This window comes from Paenibacillus sp. Root52 (assembly GCF_001426865.1).
In the GTDB taxonomy this organism is placed as follows: Bacteria; Bacillota; Bacilli; order Paenibacillales; family Paenibacillaceae; genus Paenibacillus.
The window spans coordinates 150540-169942 of sequence record NZ_LMFO01000004.1 but is presented as its reverse complement, the minus strand read 5'-3'; the positions used below and the strand labels follow the sequence as shown (position 1 = coordinate 169942).

Here is a 19403-nt window from a genome sequence, read left to right as displayed (position 1 = left end):
TCTCGGTACTGAAAACCACCCTTTTTGAACACGCACGTTATAGAGGTTCGGAACTTATAGAAAAGGGGCTTTGCTCGAATGTCTAACAAAATTAAAGTGATGACGATCTTCGGGGTGCGTCCAGAAGCAATCAAGATGGCTCCGCTTATTTTGGAGTTGCAGAAACATCCCGAGTCTATCGAATCTATTGTTTGCGTAACTGCGCAACATCGACAGATGTTGGATCAGGTACTTGAAGTATTCGACATCCATCCGGATTATGATCTGGATGTGATGAAGGATCGTCAGACATTGAATGAAATCACGATTCGTGTCCTTGGAGGGCTGGAGCCTGTACTGCGTGAAGCGAAACCAGACATTGTGCTCGTTCACGGAGATACCCTGACTACATTTGTAGCCAGCTATGCAGCGTTCTTGCAGCAGATCCAGGTAGGGCATGTCGAGGCAGGGCTTCGGACGTGGAACAAGCTGTCTCCATATCCGGAAGAGATGAACCGTCAATTGACAGGCGTACTGGCTGATTTACACTTTGCGCCAACAGATAGGTCCTTTGATAATCTTGCCAAAGAAAATAAACCAGAGTCTAGTACGTACGTCACAGGCAACACGGTCACAGATGTGTTTCAATATACAGTACAGGAGGGCTACAAACATCCGGTACTTGATTGGGCAGAAGGCAAACGCCTTGTATTGTTGACAGCTCATCGCCGTGAATCTCAAGGCGAGCCTCACCGTAACATTTTCCAGGCCGTCAAACGAATTGCCGATGAGTTCGAAGATATCGCCATCGTGTATCCGGTACATCCAAGTCCTGCTGTGAAGGAGCCGGCTCACGCGATTTTGGGGAATCACCCACGTATTCAATTAATTGATCCACTAGACGTAGTGGATTTGCATAATTTTTACCCGCATACACACTTGATATTGACTGATTCAGGCGGTTTGCAGGAAGAAGCGCCTTCGTTTGGTGTGCCTGTTCTTGTCCTACGTGATACGACAGAGCGCCCAGAAGGGATCGAGGCTGGAACGCTTGAACTTGTAGGTACGGATGAGGAACGTGTGTATGAACGGACAAAAGCGTTGCTTACAGACGAAACGTTGTATGCAAGCATGAGTCAAGCAGCCAATCCATACGGTGATGGACATGCTTCGGAAAGAATTGTCAATGCGATTTTGCACCATTTTGGTGTAAATAGCGAACGTCCGGAACCATTTCACAGAAAGTTCAAAAAATAATTCAATTTTTTAGACAGTTTCCCAAAGGGTACAGCATACAGTTAAACTGTACGGTTTACGCGGGTTTATGGGCTCTTAAGGGCCTGTTTACCTGTCGTTTTACCCTTTAAAACGCTAAAATCATTCAATTGACAAAGGCTCTCATCATTCAGTAAAATTAACTGGGATTGCAAGGGTGGCGTGGAAAATGGCCGATTCGAACAAACCAAATTCATCCCGTAACCATGACGATAATGTATGGAAAGCAATGGGGCTCGTGACTGCTTTTGGGATCGAGATTGCAGTTCTTGCAGTTGCTGGATATTACGTAGGCTCCTGGTTGGACAAGACCATTGGAGGTAACGGAATATGGATCGCCGTAAGCGTTCTCTTTTTTATGGCGGCAGGCGGTGTAAGTATTTACTTTATCGCGAAAAAAATCATGGGGGAAAGTGATGAGTGAACTAACCAGATACCGCAGAGGAATGATTGCAACTGTCATGTATGTCATGATGATTTGTTTCCTCACTGCAGCTTTCGTACCCAGCTTGGAGGCTATTGCTCTAGGACTCGCACTTGGTGCGGCGATCAGCTTGATCAACGCGCTATATCTTGGCCACAAGGTGAAGAAGGTGGCTGATGGTGCAGCAGAAGGTAACTTGAAGCGTGTGAACCTGGGATTCTTGACAAGAGCGGCACTTGCAGTACTAGGTATCTTCATATCTATGAGATATCCGCAGTATTTTAATACATATGCGGTTGCAGGTGGTCTGGTCATTGCGCAATTTTCCTTATTGATTATAGGGATTGTTATGTCCCGCAAAGAAATCTGATTTTCAGGTGCTGTAGCTTTCAAGTCGAGAAAGGGGTGAAAAAAAGTATGCATGAAGCTCCAGTCATTATGCTCGGGAATTTTCATCTTGATTTATCCGTTTTGCTAATGTTGATTGTAACGAGTGCTATCGTTTTCATCTTTGCTATCGTGGCTACACGGAATCTATCAGTTGAAAACCCGGGCAAGCTGCAAAACTTTATGGAGTGGGCTGTTGAATTTGTACTTAACATCATTTCAAGTACAATGGATCTAAAAAAAGGAAAACATTTTATCTCTCTTGCACTCACAATGATTATGTTCATCTTCATTGGAAATATGTTAGGGCTTCCGTTCCAAGCAGTAACGGATGTTAAGGATATCAATGCGGCAACCGTATTTGGTAAACCTATTGTCTCAGTGGTAGAAGCCTATGAAAAAGCACAGGTTAGACACCCTGATGCTCACCCTCATATTGAGATTGCATGGTTTAAATCACCAACAGCTGATTTGTCCGTTACCATGGGACTGGCTCTAGTAGCCTTCTTAGTAGCTCACGGTCTAGGATTGTTCCGTAACACACGCGGATATCTCAAACACTATTTCCAACCTTACCCGTTCTTTGTTCCGATCAATATTATTGAGACGGTCTCGAAACTGGTAACACACGGTATGCGTTTGTTCGCAAATATTTTTGCGGGTGAAGTATTGATTGCAACGATTCTCAAGTTGACCACATTTAAGGTTTTTGGTGCGATAGCAGCTATTCCGTTGCTAATGGTGTGGCAAGGCTTTAGTATCTTTATCGGTGCGATCCAGTCATTTGTTTTTGTTATTTTGATGATGGTATACATTTCGCAGACAATTGAGACGCATGAAGAACATTAAGTTTAAGTCCTACGGGATTTCTCCCCAGGCTGAACCAATAAAAAAATATGATTTATACTTTTAAGGAGGATATACAAATGGGAGCAATGGCATTAATCGCAGCAGCAATTGTTGCAGGACTAGGCGCTTTGGGCGCAAGTATCGCGAACGGTATGGTAATTAGCAGAACGGTGGATGGTATTGCCCGTCAACCAGAAGCAAAATCTACTCTTCAAACAACAATGTTTATCGGGGTAGGTCTGATCGAGGTATTGCCGATCATCGGTGTGGTACTCGCGTTCATGTTCTACGGAGCAGCTTAAATTATACACTTGGAATGGCGGGGAAGGCTTGAGCCCTCCGCGCCTTCTTTATTAGCTAAATGCTATACATCCTGCAGAGGATGATAGGCTACAGGATACCTCCAGGAAGGAGTGAACAGATTGAAATTCTTATTGGAAAACACGATACTTGCGATGGTAGCATTTGCAATTCTCTATTGGTTGCTGAGTCGTTACGCTTTTGGGCCATTGTTCTCTATTATGGAAAAACGTCGTGAACTCGTGATGACGCAGATGAACGAGGCTGCCGAGACTCGTCAACAGGCTGTTACTTATGTTGAAGAGCAGAAGAAGGCTCTGGAGCAAGCGCGTAAAGAGGCTCAGGATATTATTGAACAATCCCGTCAAACTGGCGGTAAACAAGCGGAAGCCATTCTCGCTGATGCCAATGCGGAAGCGAATCGCCTCAAAAACGATGCAGTACGTGAGATTGAGAGCGAGAAGAACAAAGCTGTTGCAGCACTTCGTAGTGAACTTGGCACAGCTTCCGTTCGGATTGCTTCCAAATTGATTAAAAAAGAAGTTGAGAACGGTCCTGCACAAGAAGAGCTTGTGAACCAATACCTCAATGAGGTAGGAGGCCGACAATGAGCCGCGATACGATTGTTGCCAAACGTTATGCGAGAGCGTTGTTCGAAGTTGCTCTTCAGCAACAGCAGGTACTTGAAGTTGAAGAAGAGCTGCGTGTAGTTGTTACTGCTTTGGCTGGAGATGCAGATATTGAGAAATTTATCGTGTCTCCGAACATCTCGGATGAAGCCAAACAAAACGTTCTTCATTCCAGCCTGGATGGCAAGGTATCCGAACCTGTCCTTCGTACCATTCTGCTGTTGATTGAACGCGGACGTGTTGAATTGCTGGAAGATTTACTGAATGATTATCGGAAGATTCAGGGTGAGTCGCTTGGTATCGCTGATGCGCGCGTTTACTCGACTTATGCATTGAATGATGAAGAAAAAGAAGCGGTAGCCCGTGAATTTGGTGGCCGTGTAAATAAAAAGATTCGTATCGAGAATATTGTTGATCCGACTCTGCTGGGCGGATTGAAAGTCGCCATTGGCGATACGATCTATGACGGCAGCTTGGCTGGCAAGCTCGAACGTCTTGAGCAGTCTTTTAACAGACGAGTACAGTAGATTGGGGTGAGGACACTTGAGTATCAAGCCAGAAGAAATCAGTACATTAATTAAGAGCCAAATCGAACAATACAAGACCGATATCGATGTAGTCGAAGTCGGAACGGTTATCGAGGTTGGTGATGGTATCGCTCGTGTATACGGACTTGAGAATGTTATGTCCAACGAGTTGGTTGAATTCCCAAGCGGTGTTATGGGACTCGCCATGAACGTAGAAGAAAGCAATGTCGGTGTCGTTATCCTAGGACCTTACTATGATATTCGTGAGGGTGACCAAGTTAAACGTACCGGCCAAATTATGCAAGTACCTGTAGGCGAAGCATTGATCGGACGCGTTGTGAACCCACTTGGTATTCCTGTCGATGGCAAAGGACCAATCGCTACAACGGAATTCCGCCCGGTTGAAGGTAAAGCACCAGGTGTAATGGATCGTAAATCGGTTCATGAGCCGATGCAAACTGGTATCAAAGCGATTGATGCAATGGTACCAATCGGTCGTGGACAACGTGAGTTGATCATCGGTGACCGTCAAACAGGTAAAACTTCCATCGCGATTGATGCGATCTTGAACCAAAAGGGTAGCGGCATGAAGTGTATCTATGTGGCTATTGGTCAGAAACAATCTACAGTTGCTCAAGTTGTGGAAACCCTTCGTCGTAAAGGCGCTATGGAATACACAATTGTTGTAACTGCAGCAGCTTCTGATCCATCACCACTCTTGTACATCGCACCGTATTCCGGTTGTTCGATGGGTGAGTACTTCATGTACAAAGGCGAGCACGTTCTGGTTATCTATGATGACTTGACTAAACAAGCTTCTGCTTACCGTGAGCTTTCCTTGTTGCTTCGTCGTCCACCAGGCCGTGAGGCTTATCCGGGTGACGTCTTCTATCTGCACTCCCGTTTGCTGGAGCGTGCTGCGAAGCTGAATGATGAACTGGGTGGTGGTTCTTTAACCGCACTGCCGTTCATTGAAACACAAGCTTCCGACGTATCTGCATACATTCCAACGAACGTAATTTCCATCACGGATGGACAGATCTTCCTGGAAGCTGACTTGTTCAATGCTGGACAACGCCCGGCGATCAACGTAGGTATCTCCGTATCCCGTGTCGGTGGTTCTGCTCAGATCAAAGCGATGAAAAAGGTTGCGGGTTCCCTGCGTCTTGACCTCGCTCAATATCGTGAGCTTCAAGCGTTCTCCCAGTTCGGTTCTGATCTGGACAAAGCGACTCAGGCTCGTCTGAATCGTGGTGCACGTATGATGGAAATCCTGAAACAAGGTGTAAACCAACCGCTGCCTGTTGAACAACAGGTTGTCAGCTTGTACACTGCGGTTAAAGGATTCCTGGATGAGATTCCAACAGGTGATGTTACTCGTTTTGAACAAGAGTTCCTTGCGTTCATGGAGAGCAGCCATCCAGAGATTCTCGGATCCATCCGTGATACAAAAGAATTGACTTCAGACAACGAAAACGCTCTGAAGGGCGCTATCGAGAAATTCAGAAAGAGCTTTTCTGTCTCTGTCTAAATAAATGATGCAACTGCGGAGTTGTTTACCGATTCCGCATGTCTGCATGTAAAACTTTGACTTTGTCAAAGCAGGTTGTGCTTACGAAGTAGTTTTGACTACGTCAAAACTTGAAGGTGGTGAAATCATGGCAAAAGGCATGCGCGAAATTAAGCGGCAAATTAAAAGCGTACAGAGCACCAAGCAGATCACCAAAGCAATGGAGATGGTTGCTGCTGCAAAACTGCGTAAAGCACAGGAAAAAGCAGAAGCAGCTCGTCCTTATTCGGAGAAGTTGAAGGAAGTTGTAGCTAGTATCGCAGCAAGCACACAAGATATTCAGCATCCGATGCTAGAAAGTCGTCCAGTTAAAAAGACAGCTTATCTAATCATTACATCGGATCGTGGTCTTGCAGGTGGTTACAATGCAAACGTTCTGCGTCAGGTTAACCAGACGCTCAAGGAACGCCATACCTCTCAGGATGATTACGAATTGTTCGTCATTGGACGTAAAGGACGCGATTACTTCAGACGTCGTGAGATTGCGATGGCATCCACAACAACGGATCTGTCGGATTCGCCTTCATTTGCAGATATCAAATCCATTGCGCACGAGGCTGTTAAAGGGTTTGAACTGGCTGAATTTGATGAATTGTACATTTGCTATAACCGCTTTGTGAATGCGTTGACCCAGATTCCTACGGTAGAACGTCTTCTTCCGATGGATACACCTGAGGTAACTGCTGCGGAAGGATCATCGTTAGGCTACGAGTACGAACCTTCAGCTGAGGCTGTCCTAGAAGCGCTACTTCCGCGTTATGCGGAAACGCTGATTTATGGTGCGCTTTTGAATGGTAAGGCTAGTGAGCTAGGCGCGAAAATGACCGCAATGGGTAATGCTACCAAAAATGCATCCAAACTCATTAACGATTTGTCATTGACATACAACCGTGCCCGTCAAGCGGCGATTACGCAGGAAATTACCGAAATTGTGGCTGGTGCCAACGCAGCACAAGGTTAATACAAAATAAGACTGATTTCCTTTTTATTCATTCTTTCCAATGTGCTTGAGAAGGGAATATGGTCAGTTTTTATAATGAAGGCTTGCAGTGCAAAGATAAGCGAACGGTATATTGTTTTTGCAAAAGTAGCAGGCTTGTAGGAGGGGAACGTTAAGATGAACAAAGGACGCGTTGTGAGCATCATGGGTCCGGTTGTTGACGTCGAGTTTGATCGCGGCGGTCTGCCGGAAATCCTCAATGCCATCACGATCACTACAGTAAATGAGAGCGGCGTAAGTGTGAATCTTACACTCGAAGCTTCGAAACATCTGGGTGACAACCGGGTACGTTGTATCGCGATGTCCTCCACGGACGGTCTTGTTCGTGGTTTGGAAGCCGTAGATACAGGAGCGCCAATTTCTGTACCTGTTGGGGAAGCAACACTAGGTCGTGTATTTAACGTACTTGGTGAAGCGATTGATACTGGTGGTACAGTAGCTGCTGAACATAAAAACCCGATCCACCGCTCGGCTCCTGCATTTGATGAATTGACTACTCAAGCAGAAATGCTGGAGACTGGTATCAAAGTTATCGACTTGCTGGCTCCTTATGCGAAAGGTGGTAAAATCGGTCTCTTCGGTGGTGCCGGTGTAGGTAAAACGGTAACGATTCAAGAGTTGATTAACAACATCGCACAAGAGCACGGTGGTATCTCCGTATTCGCCGGTGTTGGTGAGCGTACACGTGAAGGTAACGACTTGTATCACGAGATGAGTGACTCTGGCGTTATCAACAAAACAGCAATGGTCTTCGGACAAATGAACGAGCCTCCAGGCGCACGTCTTCGTGTAGCCCTCACAGGTCTGACGATGGCGGAATATTTCCGTGATGAAGAAGGCCGTGACGTGTTGCTCTTTATCGATAATATCTTCCGTTTCACTCAAGCGGGTTCAGAAGTATCTGCCTTGCTTGGACGTATGCCATCCGCGGTAGGTTACCAGCCTACGCTGGCTACAGAAATGGGTCAATTGCAAGAGCGTATCACTTCTACCAAAAAAGGATCGGTTACATCCATCCAGGCGATCTATGTACCTGCGGATGACTATACTGACCCGGCTCCTGCGACAACGTTTGCTCACTTGGACGCAACGACGAACTTGGAGCGTAAAATCTCAGAGATGGGTATCTACCCTGCGGTAGATCCATTGGCATCTAGCTCCCGAATCTTGTCTCCTGAAGTTGTTGGCGATGAGCATTATAGCGTAGCTCAAGGTGTTAAACGTATCTTGGCGCGTTATAATGAATTGCAGGATATCATTGCAATCTTGGGTATGGACGAGCTCAGCGAGGAAGATAGAGCACTCGTTTACCGAGCGCGTAAAATTCAACGCTTCTTGTCCCAGCCTTTCCACGTTGCTGAAGCATTCAACGGTATTCCGGGTAAATACGTTCCGGTTAAAGAAACGGTGCGCAGCTTTAAAGAAATTCTCGAAGGCAAGCATGACGATCTTCCGGAAGCAGCATTCCTCTTCGTGGGTACAATTGAAGAGGCAGTGGAGAAAGCCAAAACACTGGTATAATCTGAATCCAGGATCGTCCTTATGAAGCGAGCTATCCTTCGGATAGTTTTCAGGAGGGATGGAATTGAGCACCTTTTTGTTGGAGATTGTAACACCTGAGCGTCTGGTCTACTCCGAACAGGTTGATCGTATCAGCGTTCGTGGTGTTGAAGGGGAACTAGGGATATTGCCAGGGCACATTCCGATGGTTACTCCATTACAAATTGCACCAATCATGATCAAAAGTGGAAAAGAAATGAAACAAGCTGCGATTGGCGGCGGTTTTATCGAAGTCCGCAAAGACAAAGTAGTTATACTCGCAGAGAGTGCCGAGTTCCCGGAAAGTATCGATGTGGATCGTGCGCGTGCGGCGAAAGAGCGGGCTGAACGCCGGCTTGCTAGCCAAAGCAACCAGGATCACTTTGATCACCGTCGCGCAGAGATTGCCCTACAAAAAGCGGTTAACCGGATTAACGTATACGGCAAGTAAACGATTCAATAAGCCTGGCGGCTTGTTCCGCCAGGCTTTTTTGACGTGTGTAGGTGAGATATAAGCCGATTATATTGAGGTGAATTTGGTTTTATGTCTGCTGACCCTTCTGAGGATTGAGAAGGATAAATCTGAATTTTTTAATATATTAAATTGTTGAGATGACAATCACCGATTGGGCGGCCATGAATAGGATATAGGACTAAAGTAATGACGATAATGAAGCGATAAGAACCATTTTTTTAAATAAAAAACCAAATTATTTCCGAGGAAATGACAAGCTTGATATCAAAATAGCGCTCTTTTATGTCGTTTTAGTACCAAAATCCTGATTAATTTCATTTAGAATATTTCCGAAGTGGAAATCAATGTAATTGACAATGTATGATGAAAGAGCCTATATTCCATAGAGTCAGCAGAAGACGCAGTTGCAGTGATGAAATTCATAGTCATTCATAGCCAGTTTGTTGTTACTCAGTGATTGGGCAGTGGAGAATCCTTTTAGGAGCTCTCCAACATAGTAGGCTCAGTGTATACCGTGTTAATTGCCAGATATCCTCACAAGGCCACTTCTAAGGATGACAATTAAAATTGCGCGGATCGCTGCAACAAATGTGGAGGTAATGAATATATGGATACTGATCTGACGAATCAGGTAAACCAGGCTCTAAGTACAAATGGTCTCGTTTCGATTATCGTCTCGCTTATGTGTATAGCGTTGTCTTGGTGGGCTCTGCAGAACCTGAAGCTTGATCTTATAATCAGACAGCCTAGAGGAGCTCAGGGAAGATTGCTACACTTATTGCTCGCCATCATTCTGGGTCATGCCGTTGCAGGTTTCGTTATCGATTACCTGTCATGGACACAAATGTTGCGTCATTTGTTTTAATCTTGAGATGGTTGGTTAATTTTCTCTTAGGCTCTTTCAAGTAGGGTCATTGTCGAATAACATCGATTAATTGTGTTAACAATTAGAATATGGATTGTCGACGTGCTAATTACGAAAAAAATGTGACGTGAAATTGGATGATTTTGAGATGTTTTATGTAAAAATGCTTGTATCGAACAATTCAACAATGTTATGATGGAAGTTAGGGAAATCACAAATGTTCACTATTTATAAGGTTATAAACGGGATCTCCGGTTAAATCCGGCTGAAAATTATCCCAACCGTCAGTTTTTATTCTTCGCCGATCCATATGTCTTGTTTAACAAGGCTTTATGCAGTTGATTCGGCTGTGTCATCATCAAATTTTTGAACTATAAACCAATTCTTTTCTGAGCAGACATCGATGGTATATTTTGCCATGATATGTCGGAATTCCACACACAGCAACAGTCCTTCTGCAAGAAGGGCTACACGTATTCCGGAATGAAGAAAAGGGAATAAACGCGCGGAGGGAACCATGATGAGCAAATTTATCGTCCGCGGTGGCAAAAGGTTGACCGGAAGTGTCAAAGTTAGCGGCGCTAAAAATTCTGTTCTTCCGATCATCGCTGCCTCTCTCTTAGGGGAAGAAGGACAAAGCGTTATTATTGACGCACCTCCTCTAGACGATGTGATGACGATTAACAAGGTGTTGGAATCGCTAGGAGCGGGTGTTACATACCGGGACGAAGTGATTACCGTAAATGCGGAAAAACTTACTTCCTGTGAGGCTCCGTATGAGTGGGTAAGTAAAATGCGGGCGTCATTTTTGGTGATGGGACCTCTACTTACACGTATGGGTCACACGAGAATTTCGCTTCCTGGTGGATGTGCCATCGGTACACGACCTATTGATCAACATCTGAAAGGCTTTGAAGCCATGGGTGCGGAGATCAGTTTGGGTCAAGGTTATATAGAAGCACGCAGTCAAGGTCGACTACGTGGTGCTAAAATTTATCTAGATGTGGCATCTGTGGGTGCTACTCAAAATATTATGATGGCTGCAACATTGGCTGAAGGCGTGACTGTTCTGGAGAACGCCGCTAAAGAGCCAGAAATCGTGGATCTTGCTAACTTCCTGAATGGAATGGGAGCCAAAGTACGCGGTGCTGGAACTGGTGTAATTCGGATCGAGGGTGTAGAGAAACTTTCTGGTGTTAGACATACGGTTATTCCGGATCGGGTTGAAGCAGGAACTTATATGGCTGCTGCTGCAATTTCCGGTGGTGACGTCTACATTGAAGGTGCAATCTCTGACCACTTGGGATCGGTTATTGCGAAAATGGAAGAGATGGGTGTAACGATTCAGCCTGACGAGAACGGAGTTCGAGTTATCGCAGATCGTCCACTCAAGGCGGTAGATGTGAAAACATTACCATACCCTGGCTTCCCAACGGATATGCAATCTCAGATGATGGCACTATTGCTGGCTTCTGAAGGAACTAGCGTAGTAACAGAGACGGTATTTGAGAACCGCTTCATGCATGTGGATGAATTCCAACTGATGAATGCGGAGATCAAAGTAGAAGGTCGTTCTTCTATTATTACCGGTAACGCCAAGCTGAAGGGTGCTAAAGTAACAGCTACCGATTTGCGTGCGGGTGCCGCACTTATCATCGCGGGTCTTGTTGCTGAAGGTACTACAGAAGTGGGCGGTGTTCATCACATCGACCGTGGTTATGTTCATTTGGCTGAGAAGCTGAATGGTCTTGGAGCCGATATTTATCGGATTTCCGTTGAAGAGCCTAAGCTCGATGCAGCGAAAGCTTCCAATGATAAGGTTGAAGAAGAAGTAGCGTTGTTCAAGGTACAACCAACTTTGGCTTAACATTGAAGTATGCATAGTCATTCGCTGTGCTGAACTGTAAACATGAACCAACCAAGCTAAGCCATCTGGCTTGGCTTTTTTTTGTCCTTTTTTGGAGTGAAGTGCCATGCGTGGGTGATGGTATAAGTACCTGATTCTATTAATAGCTGATCCTAATCTATGTGTAGCATAACATTGAATTCTGAACTGATTCTAAGCGAGAGAGAAGAACTGGGAGCGCTGGGGACGGAGTAAGTAAATAGGGAGCTAGGAAGTGGAACATCCCGTCAGATCAATATTTATCGGTGCTCCATACGCATCTAGATGCCCAAATGAAAGAATAGAAGAGAAGTGTGTTTCTCTTAAATGTTGTTCTATCAGATCGATTCAACTCATACCCTAAACTATGGAATTGAACAAAATAGGCCGGTGCATGGTCACTCGTGGACAACGGAGGGTTATGTCGAAATGAAAGAAGCGCGTGTTCAGGTTAAGGTACCTCTTGTTCCTCGCCCAGGTACTACAGATCCAGAGGAGCCAACTTCTAATTCAGCTATGGAAAAAGACAAACTAGCCTCGGTGACACCTATTCGGTTAGCATCAGTAGGCTCAGCAACAGTATCTGCTCCACGCAAAGCGAGGGTAGACACGTCAGATGATGCAACAACAGGCCAGATGCATGTACCTGTTATTGAACTGGATCATTTCCGTCCTGTGAAGCGGCGGCGAATGCGGACATTTGCACGTGGGCATCGCTGGGGCAGACGCAAACCTCCACGCTGGCAACCTGTTGCAGCGGCAACTACACTACTCACGCTCGCCTTGCTGATCCCTGTTATTTTGGTCTGGCCGCGATCAGATGACTCGGTTAAGTCGGTTCCGGCATCACCCACCGCCAATAGTACATCTACGCCAGCACCTACTCCTGCTGTACCTGTCACGTATCCAGAGCCTAATGTACGGGTATATCTGTCAGCAACAGGTACAACGATGGAGCTTCCGCTGGAGAAGTACGTATCTGGTGTGGTCGCAGCTGAGATGCCAGCTGAGTTCAGACTGGAAGCATTGAAGGCCCAAGCAATTGCAGCTCGCACGTTTATCGTCAGAAGATTGGCGGCGAATGATACAAGTGGTGTGCCATCAGGAGATGCGGACGTTACGGATACGGTAAGTCACCAAGTATTTATCCCACCAGATCAAGCGAAGGCTGAATGGACGCGGCTTGGCAAAGCGGAAGATTGGGAGAAGCTAGAGCAAGCCATTCGTGAGAGCCGCGATGCGGTCATGACGTATCAGGGTAAAGCGATCACGGCTTCCTTTTTCTCAACCAGTAATGGGTATACCGAAAATGCAGAAGACGTATGGGGGAATGTTGTGCCTTATCTTAAAAGTGTAGACAGCCCGTGGGACAAGAAGATCGCCCCGAGATTTGAGGAGACCGTTACGATGAAGCGCAGTGAAGTGTTGCAAAAGTTGAATCTGAGCGCCAGTGCAATACCCGTGTCAGCTCAAAAGGGAAGAGCCTGGATGGAAGTGCTGTCCACAACGAAGGGACACCGGATTAAAGAAATGCAGATTGCCGGTCAGACGTTCAGCGGCCCTGAGGTTAGGAATTTACTTGGATTGAGATCGAGTCAATTCAGTTGGAAGAGTGACGGAGACAAGATCGAGTTCACAACCTATGGATACGGCCACGGTGTTGGCATGAGCCAGTGGGGAGCCAATGGGATGGCGCAAGAAGGACACACAGCAACACAAATCCTCAAACACTACTATACTGGCATATCCTTCGGACAGGCATCCAAGATGCTGGCATCGAAGTAGGGGAGATGGGTGCCGTTGGTGCTTAACGAATCTGAGAGACCTTATTAGGCTATATCTCAGCGATTGGAAATTCTAACGAACCTCAGAAGCGCTATATCACGCAGTAGCACGGAATTGATGCGATCTTAGCGCCTAAATGAGTAATTAGCATGTCCACGATTCGTTAGAATTTCTTAGCTGAGATTTTCGTGCCAATAAGGCTACCTGAGTTCGTTAGCAATATATCAATTTCTAGGGTGCATCAACTAGCGAGCCAGCCAATCCCCAACTCAGTCGATGCACCAAATACCAAAGCTAGTGAATCTCCAACTCAACCGGTGCACCTATCATCAGCTAGTGAATTACCAACTCAACCGGTGCACCTATCATCAGCTAGTGAGTTATCAACTCAACCGGTACACCAATCATCCATCCTAGTGAATCTCCAACTCAACCTGTACACCTATCATCAGCTAGTGAATCTCCAACTCAACCGGTGCACCTGTCATCAGCTAGCGAATTAACAACTCAGCTAGTACACCAATCTCAAGCCAGCAAATTTCCTAATATAACCACTACCGCTAATCACCATCTATCTACTCCCGGCTACTCTACTTACCTATCCCGCCCCATCTTAAAACTTTCAAGTTTTGACTATATCGGCGGAGAGTGCGAGTGTTGGGGAGCGTAGGGGACAGAAAAGGCCTGTAGAAGCGAAGCGTCCGCCTTTATCCCCGGATTTCTCCCTTAGGAGATTATAATCAGGAAATCCGGGGATAACAGCGAGTCGAAAGGTTTTCTGTCACCGGAGCGGAGCGCATACCAACCGCGCATCTACTCCATCATCCTATCCTATCCTATCTACCCGCCACATCTTAAAACTTTCAGGCTTTGCTTATATCGGATGGCATGTATGGTTACACCTGAACGGAGCGGACAGAGATAATCTGGAGAAACGGAGTGCTCGCCTTTATCCCGGGATTTCAACCTTTGAAAAAAGGTATAAAGGAAATCTAGGGATAACAGCGATCGGAAGATTGCTCTGGCTGTGGAGTGGTCTAGGTTAACCGTCATTCCCCCTTATATAGCACTCTCTGAAAGTTTTATGAAAATAATTAGAGTCGCGCGTGTATAAAAGAGTTGCACCCGGTAACACTTGTTACTGAGGTGATCAAGATGAATGAACAAAACAAAAAAACAGTCCAAGAAGAAACTCCTAAAACAACACAAGGAGTACCGGCTAGCCAGCCCTCTTCATGGAAAAGAGCAATGTCCAAACGTTGGGTGTTCCCAGCAGCCTACATCGCAGCAGCAGGCATTATACTAACCTTAGTGTGGGTCTATCAGGGAACAAGCGAACAAGCGCTTAACTCGGATCCAGCAGGTGTAGTAGAAACCGGCACCAAAGGTACAGAAGAAACAGCAGTGGTTGATGGCGAACAGGAAAGTGTGGAAGTTGTTGCGAAGTCGGAAAGTTTTGTATGGCCAGTAGCGAGCCCTTCGGAAGTATCGATCGTGAAGCCTTTCTATGAAAACGAAGGTTCGACGGAAGAGCATGAAGCTGCGATGGTACAGTATAACGATACATTTATCCCGAATACCGGTGTAGACCTGGCAAGAGGAGATAACAAATCGTTCGAAGTAAAAGCAGCACTTAGCGGAACGGTAACCCGGGTTGAGCAAAATCCGCTGACAGGTCAAGTTGTGGAAATTACTCACGACGAGAACCTCAAGACGGTATACCAGAGCTTGTCCGATGTGAAAGTAAAAGAAAATGACGAAGTGAAGCAAGGAGATGCCATTGCATCAGCTGGCGTGAATGAGTTGGGTAAAACGCTTGGCAACCACCTGCACTTCGAAGTTTATGAAGACGGACAGCCGGTTAACCCCAAAGGATTTCTCCCGGAAAAATAATTGATTTTTTACCGCAGTACGCCGAAGGCAGAGGGAATGATCCCTCTGCTTTTTTTACGTTTTCTGAAAATTATGGGACCTTCGAAGCTTGTCACACCTCTAAACCGCGAATATATAGGCATGCTCCTCATATAATGTACCAAACTATCCACACAGTAGGGAGGCGGGAGCGTGCACGATTACATCAAGGAACGGACCATCAAAATTGGTCGCTGCATTGTTGAGACAAGAAATACGGTCCGTACCATAGCCAAGGAATTCGGCGTGTCAAAGAGTACTGTGCATAAGGATCTGACGGAGCGTTTGCCGGAAATCAACCCTGATCTTGCTGACCAGGTGAAACACATCTTGGAGTACCACAAGTCGATCCGTCATTTGCGGGGCGGGGAAGCGACCAAGATCAAATACAAAAAAACGAGTGGAAAAAAGCGTGAAGTGTTGGCTTCTGCAAAATCGTAATCATCTTTGACAAGACATAGGCCAAAAAGCTCAAACTTGGATTGAATCCCTCCCCTGAAGTATGATATGTTAAAAGCTGGTACAGGATCGAATTATGACATCTTATCAGCCCGATTTTTACATATATATGTTGCACTTTGTCGAACGAGCGGTGACGTGATAAGGGACTCTTTTTCACAGGATACGCTGACCAAATAATATCACTTTGGGGGCTCTTTTATGTTAAGCAAGGATATCGGTATTGATCTTGGCACGGCGAACGTGCTAATTCACGTGAAAGGAAGCGGGGTTGTCCTCGATGAACCTTCCGTTGTGACCATTGAAAGCGATACGAAGCGGGTCCTTGCTGTTGGGGAAGAAGCGCGTCGTATGGTGGGGCGTACTCCAGGTAACATTGTTGCCATTAGACCGCTGCGTGATGGTGTTATTGCGGACTTCGAGATTACGGAAGCGATGCTCAGACATTTCATTAACCGTGTGGGGGCGAGAAGTTGGTACAGCCACCCACGGATTTTGATCTGCGCACCGACCAATATTACTTCCGTAGAGCAGAAGGCAATCCGTGAAGCTGCTGAACGCAGCGGTGCCAAAGAAGTATTCCTAGAAGAAGAGCCGAAAGCGGCAGCGATCGGTGCAGGCATGGATATTTTTCAGCCGAGCGGCAATATGGTCGTAGATATCGGCGGCGGAACGACTGACGTTGCAGTCCTCTCTATGGGCGACGTAGTCACCGCCTCTTCTATTAAAGTTGCAGGGGACAAGTTCGACGAAGCAATAATCAAGTTTATCAAAGCCAAATATAAACTCATGATCGGTGAACGTACAGCCGAGGATCTGAAGATTGCAATTGGTTCTGTACATCCTGGCGGACGTCAAACGGAGATGGATATTCGTGGTCGTGATATGGTAACGGGTCTGCCGATTACCGTAACGGTTTCTGGCCATGAAGTGCAAGAAGCCCTGTGGGATTCGGTACAATCCATCATTGTGGCAGCGAAGTCTGTATTGGAGCGGACACCACCTGAGTTATCAGCGGACATCATTGACCGTGGTGTTGTGTTGACAGGCGGGGGAGCACTATTGAACGGATTGGACGAGCTGTTATCGAATGAATTGCATGTACCAGTATGGGTAGCAGAGGATCCAATGCACTGTGTTGTAAAAGGAACAGGCATTATGTTGAATAATTTGGATCAAGTGGTTAAGAAAAAATTCTAATCTGCCGATATAATCAACAAAGGTTCGCCCATGCTCGGGTTAAGAACGGACAAGCCGTAAGCCTGCCATGCAGGACAAGCGCTTGAGGAGAGGGGATCAACCATGTTAAGAGGTCTATATACGGCCACCGCGGGAATGCTTACGCAACAACGTCGCCATGATACAGCAACCCAGAATATCGTGAATATGAACACAACGGGATACAAACAGGTCAGCAGTGTTAGCCGTTCCTTCCCGGAAATGCTCATTACTTTGGTGGGCGGAGATGCCAATGCTCCGACAAAGCGGTTGGGTAGATTGAACTCAGGTGTATTTGCCGAAGAGAGCTTGTCCATGAATGTGCAAGGTGCGATTAGAGAGAGCGGGCAGAAGAGTGATTTTGCCATTTCATCTAATTTGGTGGTAAACGATCCACAGACGGGACAACCTGTTACATTTGATGCATCAGGTAAGTTTGTGAGAGAAGATGGTACGGTTACGTACCAACCACAGGCATATTTTACGGTGCAGGATGCAGATGGTAATACAAGATACACGCGTGATGGGCATTTCCTTGTTACGGGAACAGGACAATTGCTGAGCTCGACGGGCTCTCAAGTGTTGGATAATAATGGACAACCTATCGTGTTGACAGGTTCAGTGGAGCAATTTAAAGTGGATGAGCAAGGTCGTCTCGTGAATGCAGCTACAGGTGCACCCACAGGCGTTACACTTGGAATTAGCGTGGTTGATCTGCCGAATCAGTTGGTACGTCAAGGCGACGGTAACTTCAGTTTGGACGAACAGGGCGGTGCAACGGCTAGAATGATGGCTGCTGGAGATAACGTTCAGATCCGTCAAGGATACTTAGAGGGCTCCAATGTGGATGCTTCTCAAGCGACAGTGGACATGAATGCTGCGTTCCGTGCGTATGAAGCCAATCAGAAAATTGTGCAGTTCTATGACCGAAGTTTAGAAAAGGCCGTTAATGAAGTTGGACGTGTATAACGTCAACCGTAGATATAACCACGTAGTGGGGAGGGTAAACCACCGATGAATAATTCCATGATTAGTGCCAAGGTCTCCATGACTGGCATTCAGCAACGTTTGGAAGTCATTGCCGATAATATTGCCAATGTGAACACGGCAGGCTATAAGAGCAAGCAAGCAGCGTTTGAAGATGTTTTGACTCGTGTACAACAACAACCTGAGAAGTATAAACTAGATGGTCGTTCTACACCGATGGGATATAACCTCGGGTTTGGAGTACGTTTATCAGATGTTACGAAGGATATGACGCAAGGATCGCTTAATGAGACGGGTAACCCGACGGATCTAGCGATTGAAGGCAATGCTATGTTTGCTGTGGAAGCGAACGGGCAGAAAATGTGGACACGTCAAGGTGCATTCCATTTTGTACCTGATGAAAGACCGAATCCGAACCCGAATGCACCTCAGATGATGGTTCTCGTTAACGGAGAAGGGCATTTTGTGCTTGATCGTCAAGGTAATCGGATTACCGCACAGGTGAATAGCAAGGTCGCATTTGATGAGAATGGGAATTTGCTAATTCGCCGAGGTAATGCGGCTAACGCAACTATCGGTGCTCAGTTGCAACTCGTCGATATTGAGCGTCCTGAAGGTTTGGTGCAATATGCCGATAATCTGTTTGGGTTGGACGTTGGTTTAACGGAAGATGATGTATTTGGAGCTAATGCGGCGACGCGTCCAGCGACGGCTACAATTCGTGCGGGTTACTTGGAGCAGTCGAATGTGGATCTGACTTCGGAGATGGCTTTGCTGATGCAAGGACAGCGTACGTATCAGTTGGCAGCTCGGGCACTGACATCCAGTGATTCGATGGCGGGTCTAGCCAACAATTTGAGAGCATAAAAGGTGAATGTGATGACAGATACAGAGCAGCAGAACAGTAAGCCGGATAAGACGAAAGTCAAGAAGAAGAAGAGTGGATGGCGTATCGCCAGGTGGTTTCTGGTTCCGTTTCTGCTTGTTCTTGCCCTCGCTGGTGGTATGGTCGCTGGCTATGTAGTACTGGGTAAACAGGATATCGGCTCCGTATTGGAGTGGAGCACTTGGGAGCATGTATATAATCTGGTGTTCGCTCCATAGGACGTGTAATGAGGGAAAACTCCTGCGTAGGCAGGAGTTTTCTTTTTGGTGTTGAAAACAGTATAATGATGGATGACGTTTGACTTCTAACGTCTAATGTCAAAAGAGGCCTCCCCTGCGAATGATATGCATCATCGCCAAGAGAGACCCCTTATCTCAACCTTCACTACTGCAGTCATGAAGGATATTTCTAGTGTTAACCGAAAATGCGCTTTTTAAACAAATACAACAACTA

20 protein-coding genes are annotated in these 19403 nt (G+C 46.2%); all 20 read left to right on the top strand.

Features of this window, described 5'->3' with window-relative positions; all coding sequences use genetic code 11:
- Positions 1 to 78 precede the first annotated feature (78 nt).
- The 20 genes from wecB to ASD24_RS07430 all read left to right on the top strand — a co-directional run bounded on the left by wecB (position 79) and on the right by ASD24_RS07430 (position 19168).
- Positions 79 to 1236 (top strand): non-hydrolyzing UDP-N-acetylglucosamine 2-epimerase, encoded by a 1158-nt coding sequence (gene wecB / locus ASD24_RS07525; RefSeq protein WP_056693870.1) that lies wholly within the window; start codon positions 79 to 81, stop codon positions 1234 to 1236.
- A 187-nt stretch (positions 1237 to 1423) separates the two neighbouring features.
- The gene (locus ASD24_RS07520) at positions 1424 to 1678 is read left to right on the top strand and encodes an AtpZ/AtpI family protein (RefSeq protein ID WP_056693868.1); all 255 of its coding nucleotides are present in this window, start codon (positions 1424 to 1426) and stop codon (positions 1676 to 1678) included.
- The gene (locus ASD24_RS07515) at positions 1671 to 2048 is read left to right on the top strand and encodes an ATP synthase subunit I (RefSeq protein WP_056693864.1); all 378 of its coding nucleotides are present in this window, start codon (positions 1671 to 1673) and stop codon (positions 2046 to 2048) included. The genes ASD24_RS07520 and ASD24_RS07515 overlap by 8 nt, the downstream gene beginning before the upstream one ends.
- A gap of 47 nt (positions 2049 to 2095) precedes the next feature.
- Positions 2096 to 2914 carry a F0F1 ATP synthase subunit A gene (gene atpB / locus ASD24_RS07510; protein WP_056693861.1) on the top strand — a complete coding sequence of 273 codons (819 nt, stop codon included), beginning with the start codon at positions 2096 to 2098 and terminating at the stop codon, positions 2912 to 2914.
- 77 nt (positions 2915 to 2991) lie between these two features.
- Positions 2992 to 3216 carry a F0F1 ATP synthase subunit C gene (gene atpE, locus ASD24_RS07505; RefSeq protein WP_056693857.1) on the top strand — a complete coding sequence of 75 codons (225 nt, stop codon included), beginning with the start codon at positions 2992 to 2994 and terminating at the stop codon, positions 3214 to 3216.
- A 120-nt stretch (positions 3217 to 3336) separates the two neighbouring features.
- Entirely contained in the window at positions 3337 to 3825 is a 489-nt protein-coding gene (gene atpF / locus ASD24_RS07500; protein ID WP_235540450.1) for a F0F1 ATP synthase subunit B, read from the top strand.
- Positions 3822 to 4370 (top strand): F0F1 ATP synthase subunit delta, encoded by a 549-nt coding sequence (locus tag ASD24_RS07495; protein WP_056693855.1) that lies wholly within the window; start codon positions 3822 to 3824, stop codon positions 4368 to 4370. Before atpF ends, ASD24_RS07495 begins: the two co-directional genes overlap by 4 nt.
- A gap of 16 nt (positions 4371 to 4386) precedes the next feature.
- Complete coding sequence (atpA, locus tag ASD24_RS07490; protein WP_056693852.1) at positions 4387 to 5901, top strand: F0F1 ATP synthase subunit alpha; 1515 nt, start codon at positions 4387 to 4389, stop codon at positions 5899 to 5901.
- 127 nt (positions 5902 to 6028) lie between these two features.
- Positions 6029 to 6901 carry an ATP synthase F1 subunit gamma gene (gene atpG / locus ASD24_RS07485; RefSeq protein WP_056693849.1) on the top strand — a complete coding sequence of 291 codons (873 nt, stop codon included), beginning with the start codon at positions 6029 to 6031 and terminating at the stop codon, positions 6899 to 6901.
- 156 nt (positions 6902 to 7057) lie between these two features.
- Positions 7058 to 8461: a F0F1 ATP synthase subunit beta gene (gene atpD, locus ASD24_RS07480; RefSeq protein ID WP_056693848.1), complete on the top strand. Its 1404-nt coding sequence runs from the start codon at positions 7058 to 7060 to the stop codon at positions 8459 to 8461.
- Positions 8462 to 8525: 64 nt separating this feature from the next.
- Complete coding sequence (locus tag ASD24_RS07475) at positions 8526 to 8930, top strand: F0F1 ATP synthase subunit epsilon (RefSeq protein ID WP_056693845.1); 405 nt, start codon at positions 8526 to 8528, stop codon at positions 8928 to 8930.
- A gap of 631 nt (positions 8931 to 9561) precedes the next feature.
- Positions 9562 to 9819 (top strand): DUF1146 family protein, encoded by a 258-nt coding sequence (locus tag ASD24_RS07470; protein WP_056693844.1) that lies wholly within the window; start codon positions 9562 to 9564, stop codon positions 9817 to 9819.
- A gap of 520 nt (positions 9820 to 10339) precedes the next feature.
- On the top strand, positions 10340 to 11686 hold the full coding sequence (gene murA / locus ASD24_RS07465) for a UDP-N-acetylglucosamine 1-carboxyvinyltransferase (protein WP_156395370.1): 1347 nt from the start codon (positions 10340 to 10342) through the stop codon (positions 11684 to 11686).
- Positions 11687 to 12133: 447 nt separating this feature from the next.
- On the top strand, positions 12134 to 13489 hold the full coding sequence (gene spoIID / locus ASD24_RS07460) for a stage II sporulation protein D (RefSeq protein WP_056693837.1): 1356 nt from the start codon (positions 12134 to 12136) through the stop codon (positions 13487 to 13489).
- 1155 nt (positions 13490 to 14644) lie between these two features.
- Entirely contained in the window at positions 14645 to 15382 is a 738-nt protein-coding gene (locus ASD24_RS07455) for a M23 family metallopeptidase (protein WP_056693835.1), read from the top strand.
- A gap of 171 nt (positions 15383 to 15553) precedes the next feature.
- Positions 15554 to 15841 (top strand): sporulation transcriptional regulator SpoIIID, encoded by a 288-nt coding sequence (spoIIID, locus tag ASD24_RS07450; RefSeq protein ID WP_024632710.1) that lies wholly within the window; start codon positions 15554 to 15556, stop codon positions 15839 to 15841.
- Positions 15842 to 16060: 219 nt separating this feature from the next.
- On the top strand, positions 16061 to 17059 hold the full coding sequence (locus ASD24_RS07445; protein WP_056693831.1) for a rod shape-determining protein: 999 nt from the start codon (positions 16061 to 16063) through the stop codon (positions 17057 to 17059).
- A 102-nt stretch (positions 17060 to 17161) separates the two neighbouring features.
- Positions 17162 to 18046 carry a flagellar hook-basal body protein gene (locus tag ASD24_RS07440; RefSeq protein ID WP_056693828.1) on the top strand — a complete coding sequence of 295 codons (885 nt, stop codon included), beginning with the start codon at positions 17162 to 17164 and terminating at the stop codon, positions 18044 to 18046.
- A gap of 45 nt (positions 18047 to 18091) precedes the next feature.
- Complete coding sequence (locus ASD24_RS07435) at positions 18092 to 18931, top strand: flagellar hook-basal body protein (protein ID WP_056693824.1); 840 nt, start codon at positions 18092 to 18094, stop codon at positions 18929 to 18931.
- A 12-nt stretch (positions 18932 to 18943) separates the two neighbouring features.
- Positions 18944 to 19168, top strand: a complete 225-nt coding sequence (locus tag ASD24_RS07430) for a DNA-directed RNA polymerase subunit beta (RefSeq protein ID WP_056693821.1) — start codon at positions 18944 to 18946, stop codon at positions 19166 to 19168.
- The last annotated feature ends 235 nt before the right edge of the window (positions 19169 to 19403 follow it).

Coding starts and splice junctions, on each gene's coding strand:
- wecB (WP_056693870.1), top strand. CDS start 79: ATGTCTAACAAAATTAAAGTGATGACGATCTTCGGGGTGCGTCCAGAA.
- ASD24_RS07520 (WP_056693868.1), top strand. CDS start 1,424: ATGGCCGATTCGAACAAACCAAATTCATCCCGTAACCATGACGATAAT.
- ASD24_RS07515 (WP_056693864.1), top strand. CDS start 1,671: ATGAGTGAACTAACCAGATACCGCAGAGGAATGATTGCAACTGTCATG.
- atpB (WP_056693861.1), top strand. CDS start 2,096: ATGCATGAAGCTCCAGTCATTATGCTCGGGAATTTTCATCTTGATTTA.
- atpE (WP_056693857.1), top strand. CDS start 2,992: ATGGGAGCAATGGCATTAATCGCAGCAGCAATTGTTGCAGGACTAGGC.
- ASD24_RS07495 (WP_056693855.1), top strand. CDS start 3,822: ATGAGCCGCGATACGATTGTTGCCAAACGTTATGCGAGAGCGTTGTTC.
- atpG (WP_056693849.1), top strand. CDS start 6,029: ATGGCAAAAGGCATGCGCGAAATTAAGCGGCAAATTAAAAGCGTACAG.
- atpD (WP_056693848.1), top strand. CDS start 7,058: ATGAACAAAGGACGCGTTGTGAGCATCATGGGTCCGGTTGTTGACGTC.
- ASD24_RS07470 (WP_056693844.1), top strand. CDS start 9,562: ATGGATACTGATCTGACGAATCAGGTAAACCAGGCTCTAAGTACAAAT.
- murA (WP_156395370.1), top strand. CDS start 10,340: ATGAGCAAATTTATCGTCCGCGGTGGCAAAAGGTTGACCGGAAGTGTC.
- spoIID (WP_056693837.1), top strand. CDS start 12,134: ATGAAAGAAGCGCGTGTTCAGGTTAAGGTACCTCTTGTTCCTCGCCCA.
- ASD24_RS07455 (WP_056693835.1), top strand. CDS start 14,645: ATGAATGAACAAAACAAAAAAACAGTCCAAGAAGAAACTCCTAAAACA.
- ASD24_RS07445 (WP_056693831.1), top strand. CDS start 16,061: ATGTTAAGCAAGGATATCGGTATTGATCTTGGCACGGCGAACGTGCTA.
- ASD24_RS07440 (WP_056693828.1), top strand. CDS start 17,162: ATGTTAAGAGGTCTATATACGGCCACCGCGGGAATGCTTACGCAACAA.
- ASD24_RS07435 (WP_056693824.1), top strand. CDS start 18,092: ATGAATAATTCCATGATTAGTGCCAAGGTCTCCATGACTGGCATTCAG.
- ASD24_RS07430 (WP_056693821.1), top strand. CDS start 18,944: ATGACAGATACAGAGCAGCAGAACAGTAAGCCGGATAAGACGAAAGTC.